Origin of the sequence: Bacillus chungangensis (assembly GCF_030812995.1) — a bacterium.
Lineage (GTDB): Bacteria > Bacillota > Bacilli > Bacillales > Bacillaceae_C > Bacillus_CF > Bacillus_CF chungangensis.
This window is the reverse complement of the sequence record NZ_JAUSTT010000015.1, coordinates 90,482-105,598: the sequence shown is the minus strand read 5'-3', so window position 1 is coordinate 105,598 and position 15,117 is coordinate 90,482. Positions and strand designations below refer to the sequence as shown.

At 38.6% G+C, this 15,117-nt stretch carries 14 protein-coding genes and 1 pseudogene; 5 read left to right on the top strand and 10 right to left on the bottom strand.

Translation table 11 applies throughout. The features are described 5' to 3' along the window. Positions 1 to 206: 206 nt before the first annotated feature. The 4 genes from J2S08_RS13215 to J2S08_RS13200 are packed head-to-tail and all read right to left on the bottom strand — an operon-like array spanning position 207 to position 4,065. A complete protein-coding gene (locus J2S08_RS13215) occupies positions 207 to 1,214 on the bottom strand; it encodes an ABC transporter ATP-binding protein (RefSeq protein ID WP_307230239.1) in 1,008 nt (335 codons plus the stop codon). Further along, entirely contained in the window at positions 1,186 to 2,217 is a 1,032-nt protein-coding gene (locus J2S08_RS13210; protein ID WP_307230237.1) for an ABC transporter ATP-binding protein, read from the bottom strand. The genes J2S08_RS13215 and J2S08_RS13210 overlap by 29 nt, the downstream gene beginning before the upstream one ends. A 36-nt stretch (positions 2,218 to 2,253) precedes the next feature. Further along, complete coding sequence (gene nikB / locus J2S08_RS13205) at positions 2,254 to 3,177, bottom strand: nickel ABC transporter permease (protein ID WP_307230234.1); 924 nt, start codon at positions 3,175 to 3,177, stop codon at positions 2,254 to 2,256. A gap of 6 nt (positions 3,178 to 3,183) precedes the next feature. Further along, positions 3,184 to 4,065, bottom strand: coding sequence for an ABC transporter permease (locus tag J2S08_RS13200; protein ID WP_307230284.1), 882 nt, complete (start codon positions 4,063 to 4,065; stop codon positions 3,184 to 3,186). Between the two features lie 492 nt (positions 4,066 to 4,557). On the opposite strand from J2S08_RS13200, the gene J2S08_RS13195 reads away from it, so the two are divergent. Further along, positions 4,558 to 6,177: a glutathione ABC transporter substrate-binding protein gene (locus tag J2S08_RS13195; protein WP_307230233.1), complete on the top strand. Its 1,620-nt coding sequence runs from the start codon at positions 4,558 to 4,560 to the stop codon at positions 6,175 to 6,177. Positions 6,178 to 6,200: 23 nt separating this feature from the next. Here J2S08_RS13195 and J2S08_RS13190 read toward each other — a convergent pair whose 3' ends face one another. Beyond that, positions 6,201 to 7,589 carry an L-cystine transporter gene (locus tag J2S08_RS13190; protein WP_307230231.1) on the bottom strand — a complete coding sequence of 463 codons (1,389 nt, stop codon included), beginning with the start codon at positions 7,587 to 7,589 and terminating at the stop codon, positions 6,201 to 6,203. A 111-nt stretch (positions 7,590 to 7,700) separates the two neighbouring features. Here J2S08_RS13190 and J2S08_RS13185 point away from each other — a divergent pair, with 111 nt between their 5' ends. Continuing rightward, a complete protein-coding gene (locus tag J2S08_RS13185) occupies positions 7,701 to 7,991 on the top strand; it encodes a protein rep (protein ID WP_307230229.1) in 291 nt (96 codons plus the stop codon). A gap of 319 nt (positions 7,992 to 8,310) precedes the next feature. Then, on the top strand, positions 8,311 to 8,442 hold the full coding sequence (locus tag J2S08_RS13180) for a hypothetical protein (protein ID WP_307230227.1): 132 nt from the start codon (positions 8,311 to 8,313) through the stop codon (positions 8,440 to 8,442). A gap of 591 nt (positions 8,443 to 9,033) precedes the next feature. Here the strand turns inward: J2S08_RS13180 and J2S08_RS13175 are convergent. Next, positions 9,034 to 9,216, bottom strand: coding sequence for a PspC domain-containing protein (locus J2S08_RS13175; RefSeq protein WP_307230225.1), 183 nt, complete (start codon positions 9,214 to 9,216; stop codon positions 9,034 to 9,036). A 130-nt stretch (positions 9,217 to 9,346) separates the two neighbouring features. On the opposite strand from J2S08_RS13175, the gene J2S08_RS13170 reads away from it, so the two are divergent. Next, positions 9,347 to 10,033 carry a hypothetical protein gene (locus tag J2S08_RS13170; protein ID WP_307230223.1) on the top strand — a complete coding sequence of 229 codons (687 nt, stop codon included), beginning with the start codon at positions 9,347 to 9,349 and terminating at the stop codon, positions 10,031 to 10,033. 92 nt (positions 10,034 to 10,125) lie between these two features. Here the strand turns inward: J2S08_RS13170 and J2S08_RS13165 are convergent, their stop codons facing one another. Further along, the gene (locus J2S08_RS13165) at positions 10,126 to 10,500 is read right to left on the bottom strand and encodes a hypothetical protein (protein WP_307230221.1); all 375 of its coding nucleotides are present in this window, start codon (positions 10,498 to 10,500) and stop codon (positions 10,126 to 10,128) included. Positions 10,501 to 11,134: 634 nt separating this feature from the next. Between J2S08_RS13165 and J2S08_RS13160 the strand changes: the two are divergent. Then, positions 11,135 to 11,707: pseudogene (locus J2S08_RS13160) on the top strand (IS4 family transposase); the annotation flags it as partial. A 355-nt stretch (positions 11,708 to 12,062) separates the two neighbouring features. Here J2S08_RS13160 and aspA read toward each other — a convergent pair. The 3 genes from aspA to J2S08_RS13145 all read right to left on the bottom strand — a co-directional run bounded on the left by aspA (position 12,063) and on the right by J2S08_RS13145 (position 15,001). Beyond that, positions 12,063 to 13,511, bottom strand: coding sequence for an aspartate ammonia-lyase (gene aspA, locus J2S08_RS13155; RefSeq protein WP_307230219.1), 1,449 nt, complete (start codon positions 13,509 to 13,511; stop codon positions 12,063 to 12,065). A 198-nt stretch (positions 13,512 to 13,709) separates the two neighbouring features. Then, positions 13,710 to 14,186, bottom strand: a complete 477-nt coding sequence (ybaK, locus tag J2S08_RS13150; RefSeq protein WP_307230217.1) for a Cys-tRNA(Pro) deacylase — start codon at positions 14,184 to 14,186, stop codon at positions 13,710 to 13,712. 185 nt (positions 14,187 to 14,371) lie between these two features. Next, positions 14,372 to 15,001, bottom strand: a complete 630-nt coding sequence (locus J2S08_RS13145; protein ID WP_307230215.1) for a GGDEF domain-containing protein — start codon at positions 14,999 to 15,001, stop codon at positions 14,372 to 14,374. Positions 15,002 to 15,117 lie beyond the last annotated feature (116 nt).

Genomic DNA, 15,117 nt, shown 5'->3' with positions numbered 1-15,117 from the left:
CCCTTTTTTAAATTCAAAAAAGCATTTTGGATGGTCTTCTTTGTAAATCCATCCAATACTTGCATGATGACATCTTTAATATATCAAAATGGGCATGAAACATTCAACTAAATATATAAAATTTTTAGATGTATGACACAATTTGTTGATTTCTGATAATTTTCTGCGTTATAGGTGCAAAAGCTATCTATCTATGTCCTTTCTCGTTAATGCAATGATATGCTTTTATAAATATCCTCCAAATAATGACATGCTGCTGTATGATTCTCCTTCATCATTGTAGCTGTTCTTAATATTGGCGCTTCGTGACGGCAGCGTTCAGTCGCATATAAGCAGCGCGTATGAAAACGACAGCCAGATGGCGGGTTGATTGGCGATGGCACATCTCCTTTTAGGACAATGCGTTCTTTCTTTTTATCTGGGTCTGGAATAGGAATGGCAGAAAGTAATGCTTGTGTGTAAGGATGTCTTGGGTTTTCAAACAATGATGTTTTATCTGCTACCTCGACAATTTTCCCAAGATACATGACAATGATGCGGTCAGAAATATGCCGAACAACGCCTAAATCATGAGATATAAATAAGTAAGTAAGCTGGAATTCTTTCTGAAGCTGTTTTAATAGGTTAAGTACTTGTGCTTGTATAGAGACATCAAGCGCCGATACGGCTTCATCACATATTACGAGCTTTGGCTGAACGGAAAGTGCTCTCGCGATGCCAATTCTCTGACGCTGTCCCCCGCTGAATTCATGGGGATAACGGTCGGCATGAGAAGGAGAAAGCCCAACCTTTTCCATTAATTCAATTGCTCTTACCCGTCTTTCCCGCTTTGGAGCCACCTGCTGGATTGCCATCGCTTCCTCTAAAATCTGGCTGACAGTTTGGCGAGGATTAAGAGAAGCATACGGATCTTGGAAAATCATTTGAATCTCTTTTCGCTTTTTTCTCATCGCCTTTCGACTTAAAGAAACTAAATCAATTCCGTTAAAAATCATTTCACCGGCAGTTGGCTCATCCAATCGCAAAATTGCTCGGCCTGTAGTCGATTTCCCACAGCCGGATTCACCAACGACACTTACCGTCTCCCCTTCATGAATAGCAAATGAAATATCATCAACTGCTTTCACATGATCAACAGTTCTCCCTAAAAAGCCGCCTTTAATCGGAAAATATTGCTTCAAATGATTAACTTCCAACAGGACGCTGCTCGTCATTTCTATCCACCTCCTGAACTCCATCCCACACTTCTGAATACATCCAGCAGCGCACTTGATTTTTTTTATCTTGGCAAATGAATGCTGGATGTCTTTCATAACAAATAGTTCGTGCATGTGAACAACGCGGCGCAAATCGGCAGCCCGTCGGCATTTCCGCTGCGTTAGGTACTGTACCATGAATCGCCTGCAGCTCTTCTTGCTCAACATCATGCCGTGGCAATGACTGTAGCAGCCCCACTGTATACGGATGTTTTGGGGTCCGAAAAAGGGTTCTAACATCTGCATACTCAACAATTTCGCCGCAATACATGACAGCAACATCATCACATGTTTCTGCTACAACACCTAAATCATGCGTTATCATCAGAACAGACATCTGCAATCGCTGCTGGAGATCATTGATCAAATCTAAAATTTGTGCCTGAATGGTGACATCCAAGGCGGTCGTTGGTTCGTCGGCAATTAAGAGCGCTGGGGTGCATGCTAAGGCAATTGCAACCATCACACGCTGTCTCATACCGCCAGAAAGCTCAAATGGATATTGATTCAACCGTTTCTCTGGAGAAGGTATGCCGACCATCCTTAACATTTCTACTGCTTTTTGTCTCGCTTGTTTCTTTCGCAGGCCTTGATGAACTTGAAAGACTTCAGCAATCTGCATGCCCACTGTATAGACGGGGTTCAAAGAGGTCATCGGTTCTTGAAAAATAATCGACAATTGATTCCCTCTTAGTTCTCGCATTTGTGCTTCTGATTTTTCCAGCAGATTTTTTCCATTAAATAAGATTTCGCCGCCGACAATCTTTCCAGGCTGCTGTATCAATCTCATAATCGATAAGGAAGTAATGCTTTTTCCCGAACCTGATTCACCAACAATACCGAGTGTTTTGCCTTTTTGCAATTGAAAACTAATGCCATCGACCGCCTTTATTTCTCCTTCATCAGTAAAAAAGGAAGTGCGTAATTGCTGCACTTCAAGAATAGGTTTGACCCCTTCCATAGATTACACCTCTTTTTCCCTATAATCTGACCTCATTTAACCATTTAGTTCTATCCGCTTATTCAAAGCACGATAGGAAATATCGACAAATAAATTGACAATGACAAATATTAATGCAATAACAAGGACAGCACCTTGAACGACTGGAAAATCGCGCATTCTAATCGCATCAATAATCAACCTTCCCATCCCATTAATCGCAAAGACTGTTTCCGTTAAAACTGTTCCCCCGAGCAAAGCGCCAAATTCAAGACCAACAATAGTTACGATAGGAATGAGGGCATTTTTGAGTGCATGCCTGTAAATAACGACTCGTTCTTTGACACCTTTCGCCCTTGCTGTACGAATATAATCTTGACTAATGACCTCCAGCATGCTCGACCTTGTCATTCTCGCAATAATTGCCGCTCCCGCTGTTCCAAGCGTAATGACAGGCAAAATCGCTTGCTCCCAGCTCCCCCAGCCTGATGGTGGAACAAATCCTTGTTTTATTGAAAAAAACTGGATCAGCATTAATCCAAGCCAGAAATTAGGCATCGATAAGCCAAAAAGAGCAGCAATCATGATGCCAATATCTGATAGCGTATACGTTCTAACCGCTGATACAATGCCAGCTATCAACCCTAGAAAAACACTTAGAATCGTACTATAAATTGCTAATTCAAGCGTCACCCAAAATCTTAAACTAATTTCCTCTGCCACTGGCCGGCTGCTCTTTATCGAGTTCCCTAAGTCGCCTTGAACTATTTTTGCAAGAAATTTCCCGTATTGCATTGGGATTGGCTCATTTAAGCCTAATTGTTCACGCATCTGTTCCACTTGTGCTGGGGAAGCACTTTCCCCAGCAATAATTTGCGCAGGGTCTCCGGGAATTAAATGCATCAATAAAAATACTAAAATCGTCACTCCCAACATAACCGGAATCGTCTGAAGCATCCGTCTGACAATATATTTAAACAATAGGGTTCACCTGCTTTCGCCTTTTTTCATTTTAGGATCAAGGGCATCTCTAAGTCCATCTCCGAATATATTAAAAGCTAAGACGACAATCACAATCGCGATTCCTGGAAAAAATGCAGCGTGTGGATGATCAAACATATAACTTCGCCCTGCACTTAGCATTGCCCCCCATTCAGGAGTAGGCGGCTGTGCACCTAGTCCAAGAAAAGAAAGGCCAGATGCTGTTAAAATCGCTGTTGCAATTCGCAGCGTTGCTTGTACAATGATTGGTGATAAAATATTTGGCAAGATATGTTGAAAAATAATTTTCATATCTGTCGCCCCTAATGCTTTTACAGCGTCAATATATTCTAGCTTTCTGACAGCAAGGGTTGAACCCCGGACGATGCGGGCAAAAGTTGGAATGGAAAAAATTCCAACAGCAATAATGACATTTGTTAAGCTTCCACCTAATACACTGACAATAGCAAGCGCAAGCAAAATCCCTGGAAAAGCTAGCAGTACATCCATCACACGCATCAGAACAGCATCCATCATTCCGCCATAATACCCAGAAATAAGGCCAATTCCGATCCCAAAAAATGATCCGATCAACACAGAAACGAAACCAACATAAAATGTAATCGGCATCCCATGAATAATTCTTGTAAAAATATCCCGTCCGTGATGATCAGTTCCAAACCAATGTACTTTTGATGGACTTTCTAGTTTCGCAGTGTAATCAGGTATGGTAGGGTCATACTGGGTAAAATAGGGTCCCAAGAGGGCAGTTAAAAAAAGGAATAGTATCAAATACCCTCCAGCCATTGCAGCTTTATTTCGTTTCAATCTTTTGTAAAACGAAGACAAATTAGCAAGTTTTGTATTTCCTGATTGAACCTTTACCATTGATGTTTCTGCCATATTACCTTTCATCGGACACACCCTTTCCTTCATTAAAATGACACTTCCAGGCAAATATTCTTTAGACATTGGAATAAATGCCAGTTTTATCCCACATCTAACTGGCAGTAAGACCCCCACCTCGGGGAGTAAGAGGAATCAGAAGCGCTAGGTGGGGATAACTGAAAGTCAAATGTCCGATTGGTTCGGGCCTACAGGATAAGGAAAGCTTCTTGAATCAACATCGCACGAAGAAAAAGCGGTTTCCTTTTTCGAGGACGTCGCGTTTTTAGCTTGAGATCCTTTTTTTATGGGGGATGAGAGAAAACCCCCACTGATGGAAGTTTCACTTTATCAAAGTCTATTTTAGCTTAAAAATATGGTGAATGGTGATATATTTTTCTAATTTTTAAAAAAGTTTTACTTGTTAAATTTCTTTCCATACGTTAACATATAGTTATTATTTTTTCTAAATATTCCAAAAGGGGGAATTATAAGTTGAAAAAGGAGAACAAAACCATTCTGTTTGTTTTCTTGCTGGCTTTCTCACTCCTCTTGACAGCCTGTGCCCAAGAAAAAGTCGATTCAACTGGGAATATAAAAGATCAGGAAGGGAAAAAAGAAAATGGCACACAAAAGGATGCTAGTAATGAATTAATCTTTGCGCTTTTATCTGACGCAGTATCTCTAGATCCGCATAAAGCAAACGATGTTCCATCTGCTAACATCACATTTAATATTTATGAACCGCTCGTTTCCCAAGATGAGAAAATGACCATTCAACCTAGACTAGCTGAAAGCTGGCAGCAAATAGATGAGCTGACTTGGGAATTTAAGCTAAAAGAAGGCGTCGTCTTTCATGATGGCTCTGATTTTAATGCGGAAGTTGTAAAAGCAAACCTTGAGAGGATTACAGACCCAAACATTGCTTCACCACGTTCATTTTTGTTTACAATGGTTTCCGAAGTCAAAGTTATCGATCCCCATACTGTACAAATTATGACGTCATATCCATTCGCTCCATTGCTTACACACCTTTCACACAGCGGCGGCCAAATGATCAGCTTAGAAGCGATAAAAAAAGATTATGAAGGCATGAAAAACGGAGACGATCCAGGTGCTTATGTGACATCAAATCCTACAGGAACGGGTTTTTTTAAATTTGATCAGTGGAAATCCAATGAATTTATTAGACTTGTAAAAAATGATGACTATTGGGGAGATAAAGTAAAAGTAGATTCTGTATTATTTAAAGTCGTACCAGAAGGGTTGACTCGAGTAGCTGAACTCGAAACGGGCGTTTCCCACATTGCAGATGTGATTGCGCCTAGCGATATGGCGCGCATCGATAATCTTGACAAAGCCCATTTAAACCGCCAGCTTAGCATCAGCCTCGCCTATATTGGCTTTAACGTACAAAAGGAACCTTTTGACAACGTTAAAGTACGGCAGGCCATTTCAATGGCAATTGATAAAGAAGGCATTCTTCAAGGAATATATGAAGGAACTGGGGTTCCTGCAAAAAGTCCAATTGCACCAGACGTTTGGGGTTATGACGATTCAGTCGAAGCACTTCCATACGATATTGAAAAAGCAAAAGCGTTGCTGGCAGAAGCAGGTTATGAAAATGGCTTCTCTACAACAATTTGGACAAATGACAACCCTCAGCGCATTGATATTGCCGAATTTGTCCAAGCAAATCTAAAAGAGTTAGGCATTGATGTGAAGATTGAAGTAATGGAATGGGGAGCATATCTTGATCAAACATCTGCCGGAAAACACGATATGTTTATTCTCGGTTGGTCTGCGTCTACCGGTGATGCCGATTATGCCATGTCACCGCTTTTCCATTCTGAAAATGCTGGAGAGCCTGGAAACAGGACATTCCTTGCTGATCCAACATTAGATGAGCTATTAGAAGCAGGGAGAGAAGAGTCAGATGAGGATAAACGCCGGACTATTTACAGAGATGCACAGGAGAGATTAGTAGAGTTGGCGCCGATGCTCTATATCCACCATCAGGAATATTTAACAGGTGTCAGCGACAAAGTCAAAGGCTTCAGCATGCATCCAACAGGCATTTATCAAATTCAACATGCATCTATTGAAAATGAATAGCAGGGCTGACTGCCCTGCTTCATCTACGCCTGATCGACACGAGCTGTGAGTTGATCATATACTTCTTTATCCAGCTCGCCTGTTGCTTTTCCAGTTAAAAGACCAGCTGTCATGCTGCCGCTCACATTTAACGCTGTACGTCCCATATCGATTAAAGGCTCAACTGAAATCAGGAGCCCAACAATCGCAATCGGCAAATTTAAAGCAGATAAAACAAGAAGCGCTGCAAAGGTTGCCCCTCCTCCAACACCAGCCACTCCAAATGAGCTAATAGCAACGACAGCAATTAGGCTGACGATAAACGATGGGTCTAAAGGATTGATGCCAACTGTTGGTGCGACCATTACCGCCAACATCGCTGGATAGATGCCGGCACAGCCATTCTGGCCAATTGTTAAACCAAAGGAACCAGCAAAATTGGCCACCCCTTCCGAAACGCCGAATGCTTTCGTCTGTGTTTTTATATTTATCGGTAATGTACCCGCACTTGAACGAGAAGTAAAGGCAAATGTTAAAGCTGGCATCGCTTTTTTCAAATAAGTGATTGGATTTATTTTCGCAATCGCCAACAATACTAAATGAATCAAAAACATAATAATTAATGCTAAATAAGAAGCGATCACAAATTTACCTAGCTTGGCAATAGCACTATAATCACTTGAAGCCGTCACTTTCGTCATCAATGCCAACACGCCATATGGTGTCAGGCGAAGAATCAGTGTCACAACGCGCATAACAATCGTATGAATACTAGAAATGATTTTTGCAAAAAATGCAGCTTGCTCGGGTTCTTTTCGTTTTATCCCTAGATAAGCTAGCCCAATGATACTAGCAAAAATAACAATCGCAATTGTTGAAGTCGGTCTTGCTCCCGTAAAATCAAGAAATGGGTTCCCAGGAAGCAGCTCAATGATTTGCTGAGGAACGGTCATATTCTCTACCGTATCGACTCTTTCTACTAAAGCCGCATTGCGGGCAGCCTCAGCCTCCCCTTCTTGAAGTTCAATTGCTTCTAAATTCAAACCGAGAGCGGTCACGATCCCAATGAAAGCAGCAATTGCTGTTGTACCAATCAAAATCCCAATGATCAACGCACTTATTTTTCCAAGATTATTCGTTAATTTCAGCTTTGTAAAAGCCATGACGATCGAAATAAATACAAGCGGCATCACGATCATTTGCAACAGCTTAATATAGCCAGTGCCAACGATATTAAACCACTCAAGCGATCCATTTGTAATGTCAGAAGTTGTTCCATATATAAGATGAATGACAAGGCCAAAAACAATTCCGATCCCTAGTGCTGTAAAAACACGGACGGAAAATGAAACATGCTTCTTTTGCATCACAAATAGTCCGAACACCAGTAATAAAAAAACGATGATGTTCCCTATGATTAACAGCGTATTCACCTTCGTTCTCCTCCTCTTTTTAATGTAAGCATCACTATACCTCAATAATACCTATTGGTCAAGTAGGAATTAGATGTCTAATAGTTTAATACGATATGTGCAGAGAATCAAATGCCAATGAAGGATACAGATGTCATTCGTGGTAATAAAGTGACGCCAGAAAATGTTCAAACAGTGAAAGATTTAGATACAGCATTAGCTTACAAACGCTTAATTTCCTACGGTGGTTTGTTGAAGAAAATTCATAAAGAATTGAATCTTGATGATGTGAAGGATGGTGACTTAATTCTTCTTGATGATGATAATAACGAAGTGGCAAATGGTGCTGTTGATGTGATGGCATATTGGCATGTTGGATTAAATAATTATGTGCATAAAAGTGAGGGTTGGGTGTATGTGTGAAGAACGTGGTCGGTATGTGGAAAAAGAACGGAAATCTCCAAGTGAAATGGTTAATAAAGAATTGTTAGAAGCGTATAGTCTATAATCGTATCTATTTGCGTTCACCAGAAGAACAAGATTATTGTGCTTTGTTGCGAAGTGAAATTTTAAAACGAATGAAGAAGAGAGCAAAGGAATAGCGAAAGCTACTCTTTACAAGCTTTCGCTAAGCGATATAAAGTAACTGGCCCCTTACTCGTAATATCGCAGGTTAACTTGGTTAGACTTGTTACTAAATAGAAAACCAAATCAGAGCTGCATTACGAAAGAAGCCATTAATATGAAGGATACCACAAAATACGTAGGTTTAGACGTGTCAAAGGAAAAAATTGCTGTTGCTATCGCAGATGAAGGAAGAAATGAACCAAGGTATCTTGGGATGATTTCTAATACACCAAATTCTATCAGATAGTTAGTTAAAAAACTGGGTAATCCAGATCAATTAAAATTTTGTTATGAAGCAGGTCCAACGGGATATGGTATACATCGTCGTAGAGTATTTTTACCTTCGTGCCGTGTGCTTAACCAATGAAGGTCCGTGAATAAGGTGCTTCGTCGAAGTATAAAAACTTGACACGGAGTCCTCTGCGGGCATGAGTCTTACGCCAAGACGCCAATTAATAAGATAAATTGGCTACACCCAAGAGGTTATCATGCCCGCCACTCCCTATAAAGTTTTTTGTGAGAACACTAAAATAGTGGTTTTTTCTTAAGGTTGCCCTAAAACAGCACATTTTTAAAAAATTAGGGTAGGGCCTTGAAAGTTACGTTCATATCCTTCCATAGTGGGGTTCTCTCCCCTACTCAAAAAAATAGAACAAAGGCTGAGCTGTTGCAACGCCGTTGTGACCGACATCCTGTCGGCCTGAACCAATCGGACATTTGACTTTCAGTTATCTCCAACCTAGACTTCTCGATTACTCTAACCCTTGAGGTGGGAGTCTTGACTCGCAGTTAGATGTGGGATAAAAGACTAACATTAAGTTGTTCTTTTTTGATTTTATCAGTACAAGTTATTATCTTCATGTAAAAAATAACCTAAAAGTAAGTAAAATAAAATGGAAGCAGGGGTAAAGACGAAAATTATTCTAATTAATCTTGAATCTACTCCGAAATAGTTAGCAATGCCTCCACATACACCAAGTAAATATCTATCTTTTTTTGATTTTGTTAATTTCTTTTCCATAAGTATCTCCTTTCTTTTGATATTTTTATTTCACATAAAAATAACATAATATTTTTAATTATTTACTTTTTCTATATTTTTGGTATAATTGGAATTGAAGTGCAAATAAAATATTAGGGAGGCTGTCAAAATGAAGAAAAAAATTGGGTCGTTTATTTTGAGTATTGCGATGTTCGTGTTGGTTGTCCCTCAAGCTTTTGCATTCGGTGATTCCAATAGTGATATGGAAAATTGGGTAAATGAAAATGAAAATGAAATCAGAGAAAATTTTTCAGCACTTGGTATTGATGAAAATGTACAAAATAATTTAATAAAAAAATTACAAGACGGTAAACAGATTGATTCTATGAAACAAGCGAATTTAGATAAAGCATTACAACAACTAGATACTATTTCTGTAGGTGAATCTAAAACTCTTACATTTGATGATGGTTCAAAGATATTATTTGGATCTGAAAAAGTTGAAGATAAAGAGAGTGCTATTGTTCCTTTTATCTCAGCAGGTAGTTACCAAGTTAAGTCTTACTGGTATATGGGGTTATTAAATGCATCATATCTTACAGATTTTGTGATTGTAAGTGGTGCTAATAATGATTATATTGTTAGTTCGCATTCGGAATCGGTTTCTATTATTGGTGGAAGTTACAGTAATGTCAATTTAAGTACACCGAGAAAGTATGAAACAAGCTCAAGATTAGCTTACTCTCGTTTGTATTTCGATTATTCTGTACCTACAGGAAGTGCTAGATTTAATTTATATTTCCATGTAGGTGACAACGATTATAACACTGCATTAAGTTTGAATGATATTAAGTAAAATAATTAAAAGAGTAGCAAATGCTGCTCTTTTTTCTTTTTGGTTCGGCGTTCGGCGGGCACTAGAGGGAGATGGGCAATACGCGACGGTTGTCAATCCAAATTTGCGGTACCGGAGCGAAGGAAAGGCGCCCACCAACTAATAACGTCAGAATCATTATAATATGTTGTAAGTATATCAAAATCTGTAGGAGAAGCCTGAGGAGATACTTTAATAGATTGAGTAAATTCACGAGGTTGTTGAAGGGCTTTGATAAATTGTTCAAATTCTTCACCTGAATCAAATTTAAAAATTTGATCTTCTGGAATCGTACTTAAATCCACTTCTTCAAAACCATACTTTTTCTCTAATTCATTAACTTGTTTTTCAACTTCTAATAAATCCACTTTGTCTGCAGCATTAGTTGTCAAAGGTGAAAAACCAAACAACAGCATTAATGACATTACAAGGAAAGATATTCTTTTCATTTCCACTTCCCCCCTCGTTTGTAAATTTATACTCTAATAAAGAGTACAATATATAACCCATATAAGTCAAGTTATTCTTTTTTTGATTAAAAAAGGATAAAATTAATCATGGATTAAATTTTCTCGAAAAGTGAGATATTATGTTAAAACTTAAACTTGCTTTAGGAAGTATCATTTTATCTTTCATTTCCATATTTATTTTTCCAGTAAGTCAAATTAACAACCATACTTATGCTATAGGTTTTCCTTTAAGATTATTTGGTATAGAAATTATGAAGGTATGTTAGAAACTCGATTTCACCTTTTCAGTCCAGATAACTTTATAAAGTTATCATGAACGAAACTGGCCCCTTACTCGTAATATCGCAGGTTAACTTGGTTAGACTTGTTACTAAATAAAAAACCAAATCAGAGCTGCATTACGAAAGGAGCCATTAATATGAAGGATACCACAAAATACGTAGGTTTAGACGTGTCAAAGGAAAAAATTGCTGTTGCTATCGCAGATGAAGGAAGAAATGAACCAAGGAATCTTGGAATGATTTCTAATACACCAAATTCTATCAGACAGTTAGTTAAAAAACTGGGTAATCCAGATCAATTAAAATTTTGTTATGAAGCAGGTCCAACGGGAGTACTTGTGGATGATAAGGAAGCGATGTATGTGTTTGACCGTGGATATGTAGACTATGAGCGTTTCGACAGAATGACAGAAGATGGATTTTTTTCGTTTCAAGACTAAAGAAAAACGCAGTCTTTCGTGAAATAGAATCCTTTACTCTTCCTAAAGAAAGTCCTGCCTTATCAGATAAGATGGTTTTTCTAGGTACTTCACAAAATCGTGCTGAAAATGTGTTTCGTATTCTTGAAGTGGTAGACACAAAAGGAACGATTCTATTTTTAATCACGAATAAATTCGATCTTCCCGCCGAAAAGATAGTGAAATTTATCGTTCACGCTGGGCCATAGAGTTATTTTTCAAATGGTTAAAGCAGCATGTTAGGATCAAAAAATTTTATGGTATGAGTGAAACGGCTATTCAAAATCAAATCTTCTTGGCTCTGATGTATATTGTTTACACGTGCTTATCCGTTTAGAAATGAAAAGCAATAAATCCATTCTGCAAATTAGTCGTTGGCTGAAAGCATCAATATGGAAGCCAGATTACATTTGGCTGCGTCAAGTCTCGGCAAGAGCAGCCCCTTAATAATGCAAATGTCGTAGTTGCTCAGTATTTAAATGTATATATTTACCAAATGTACGGTGTCACCTTTTCTTTAGGTTTTGTCTTTTTGGCAAAAAATGAAGAAAAGATATTGAGGAATATTATAACAATATTTATGCAACGCTACTGAAAAATTATGAATAGGATAAAAGGGTTCACTAGCTAGTAGTTACTCCAATAATGTAGAAGACAGACTATAATCCACCAAAAATGAGTTCGCTAAGGGGATAATAGTCTGTATTCTATAATTACTTACTAGAACTCCTCTCTTCTCAGCAAGCAGGCTAACGCCATATAATACAATTTCTTAAAAGCACGAGTGTCCTTCGTTAAATGATCAAACTGTCGGCAACGGATCTTTTTTCTTATCTAATAGCTTTTTGCCCGCGATTCCTGGATCTGTCATCTCCAACGGGTGTAAAATCGCTTCCAATTCTTCGGTAGTGAGGATGCCATGCTGTAGGCACAGCTCTCGAACTGAAGTGCCTGTTATTTCAGCTTCACGGGCAATTGCTGTGGCTGCTTCATAGCCAACGTGTGGATTAATAGCAGTTATGATTCCGATGCTATTCTCGACATAGCTTTCTAATGTTTCTTTATTTGCTTTAATGCCAGAGATGCAATGCTTTTGGAAAACTGTAAATACATTTGTCATGATATGAATGGATTGCAGCAAATTAAAAATAAGAACAGGCTCCATCACATTCAATTCAAACTGGCCTGCCTCGGAAGCAAGACTAATCGTATGATCATTCCCAATCACTTGAAAAGCTACTTGGTTTAACACTTCCGCCATGACGGGATTAACTTTCCCAGGCATAATAGAAGAACCCGGCTGACGAGCAGGCAATGTGATCTCCCCCAGCCCTGCTCTTGGCCCTGAGGACATCAATCGTAAATCATTTGCAATTTTGGACATATTGATCATACAAACTTTTAAAGCAGCCGATACTTCTACATAGCTATCTGTATTTTGAGTTGCGTCTACGAGGTGTTCTGCCCCTCTTAACGGCAAACCACTTATTTCACTTAAATGCACCACTACTTTTTCAATATACTTCGGGTCAGCATTCAAACCAGTTCCAACAGCAGTTGCACCTATATTTACTTCATATAAATGTTTACGGGTTGCTTTTACTCTCTCAATATCTCTTTTTAACACACGTGCATAGGCTGCAAATTCTTGTCCAAGTCTAATCGGTACGGCATCTTGTAGGTGTGTCCGTCCCATCTTAATCACTTGATCAAATTCTTTTGATTTCCCCATAAATTCAGAATAAAGGTCCTTCATCGAAGCTAAAAGCTTTTCTAATGTTTGAAGAACAGCGATATGTATTGCTGTTGGAAAAGCATCATTTGTCGATTGCGCCATATTTACATGGGTATTAGGACTAATTTTTTCATAGTTTCCTTTTTGTTCACCGATTAATTCCAATGCTCGGTTGGCAATCACTTCATTCGCATTCATGTTAATAGAAGTGCCTGCTCCCCCTTGGATCGGATCAACGATAAATTGATCATGCCATTTTCCTGCAATTACTTCATCTGCCGCTGAAGCAATGGCGTGTCCAATTTTTCCATTCATCTGCTCTGTCTCCATATTTGCTAGCGCAGCTGCTTTTTTAACAATTGCAATGGCTTTAATTAAATGAGGGTCCATTTGATAGCCTGTTATCGGAAAATTTTCCACAGCTCGCAATGTTTGGATTCCATAATAAGCAGAAGCTGGTACACTTTTACTGCCAAGAAAATCTTTCTCGATGCGTTCCTCTAAGCTAGCACTCATTATTAACAACTCCTATGTAAATAGTCCGGTTATTCGTTTAAGATGCGCTTAAACGAGATAAATCAGCTGGAGACTTCGCCACCTGATCTTTCAAAAGCATATCCTCGCTATCGTACCATGATTTCACGATAGAATCCATACCTTTTCCCGTTAACTGGCAATTATTTCTCATACTAATGATTGATCAATCAGTGCGGTTTATTTTGTCAAATCAGCGAGAACAGCGCTGGCAGCTGTTATTAAATCCGCAGGTGCTAAAGCAACTTGAACGCCTATTTTACCTGCACTAACATATATGGTTTCCAAATCATTTACATGATGATCAATAAATGTTGGATAATGTTTTTTCATCCCAATTGGCGAGCAGCCTCCGCGAACATAGCCAGTATATTTCGTCATATCCTTTACAGGAAGCATTTCTATTTTTTTCTCTTTAGCCGCTGATGCCGCTTTTTTTAAGTCTAGCTCCGCTGCTACCGGAATGACAAAAACATAAAGTTGGTGATTAGCTCCTTGAGCAATGAGTGTTTTATACACGGATTTTGGGGATTGTCCAATTTTTTCGGCAACGGATACTCCATCTATTTTTCCATCAGTTGCTTCGTAGCTGCTCACCTGGTAGGCAATTTTTGCACGATCCAGTATGCGCATCGCATTCGTTTTGATTTTCGCCATTTTCATCATCTTTCTTTTGTTGGTATGTGTCAAAAATACTAGACAAACGGATTTCATGTCAAATAATTTGTAAGAAGATGAAAACGTCATGTTTTTGACTGTTTTTCACAAATAATTGCTTTTCATTTCTTTTATTCCGTTTTCTCGTTTCCTCAACTTCTTAACCTTTTATCATACAAATTATCCTATCCTTTTTGATCATACATTTTTTTATCAGCAGCACTGATGATTTCTAATAAGTTCATTTCATCATTTGGATAGGTCATCATGCCAATGGCTGCATCAACATCTATTTTCAACTCTTGGCTTAGTGCTTCCAACTTGCTAAAAATACTTCTTTGCAGCTGCACCATTTCAACTTCCGCCATATAGAGCAATACAATAAATTCATCTCCACCCCATCGGACAACATAGCCAATTTCTTCAAAAAGTTCATTTAAAATCCGCCCTACTCCTTGCAATACTCGATCTCCAGCATCATGGCCAAAGGAATCATTGATATGTTTAAAATTATTAATATCGATAAAAAATACGCCTATTTGCAATGATTGTTTTCGTGCTTTCTTTTGCATTTTAGGAAATGCACTTAATATAAACCTGCGATTATAATTTTTCGTTAGCATATCAATCTCAGATGCATACTTCACCCGATCATATTGATAACCAAACCACCATGCTCCAGCAAGTATAAAAACCGAACTGATGAGCAGCACTATCCGGATAGAACCTACAATCATCATAAAATAGAGATTTAAAAGAAACAACGTTATGAGAGTAAAAAGAAATAGAATAACCCGGCCTGTATATTTCATCATTCTCGCTCACCTCATTGTTGTGATTATTCCACAAATCGCTTTAATCTATTTATAAAACACAACATGACTGAACAAATGCTGAACTTGAATGGATATAGGGAGATATTGCATCTGAT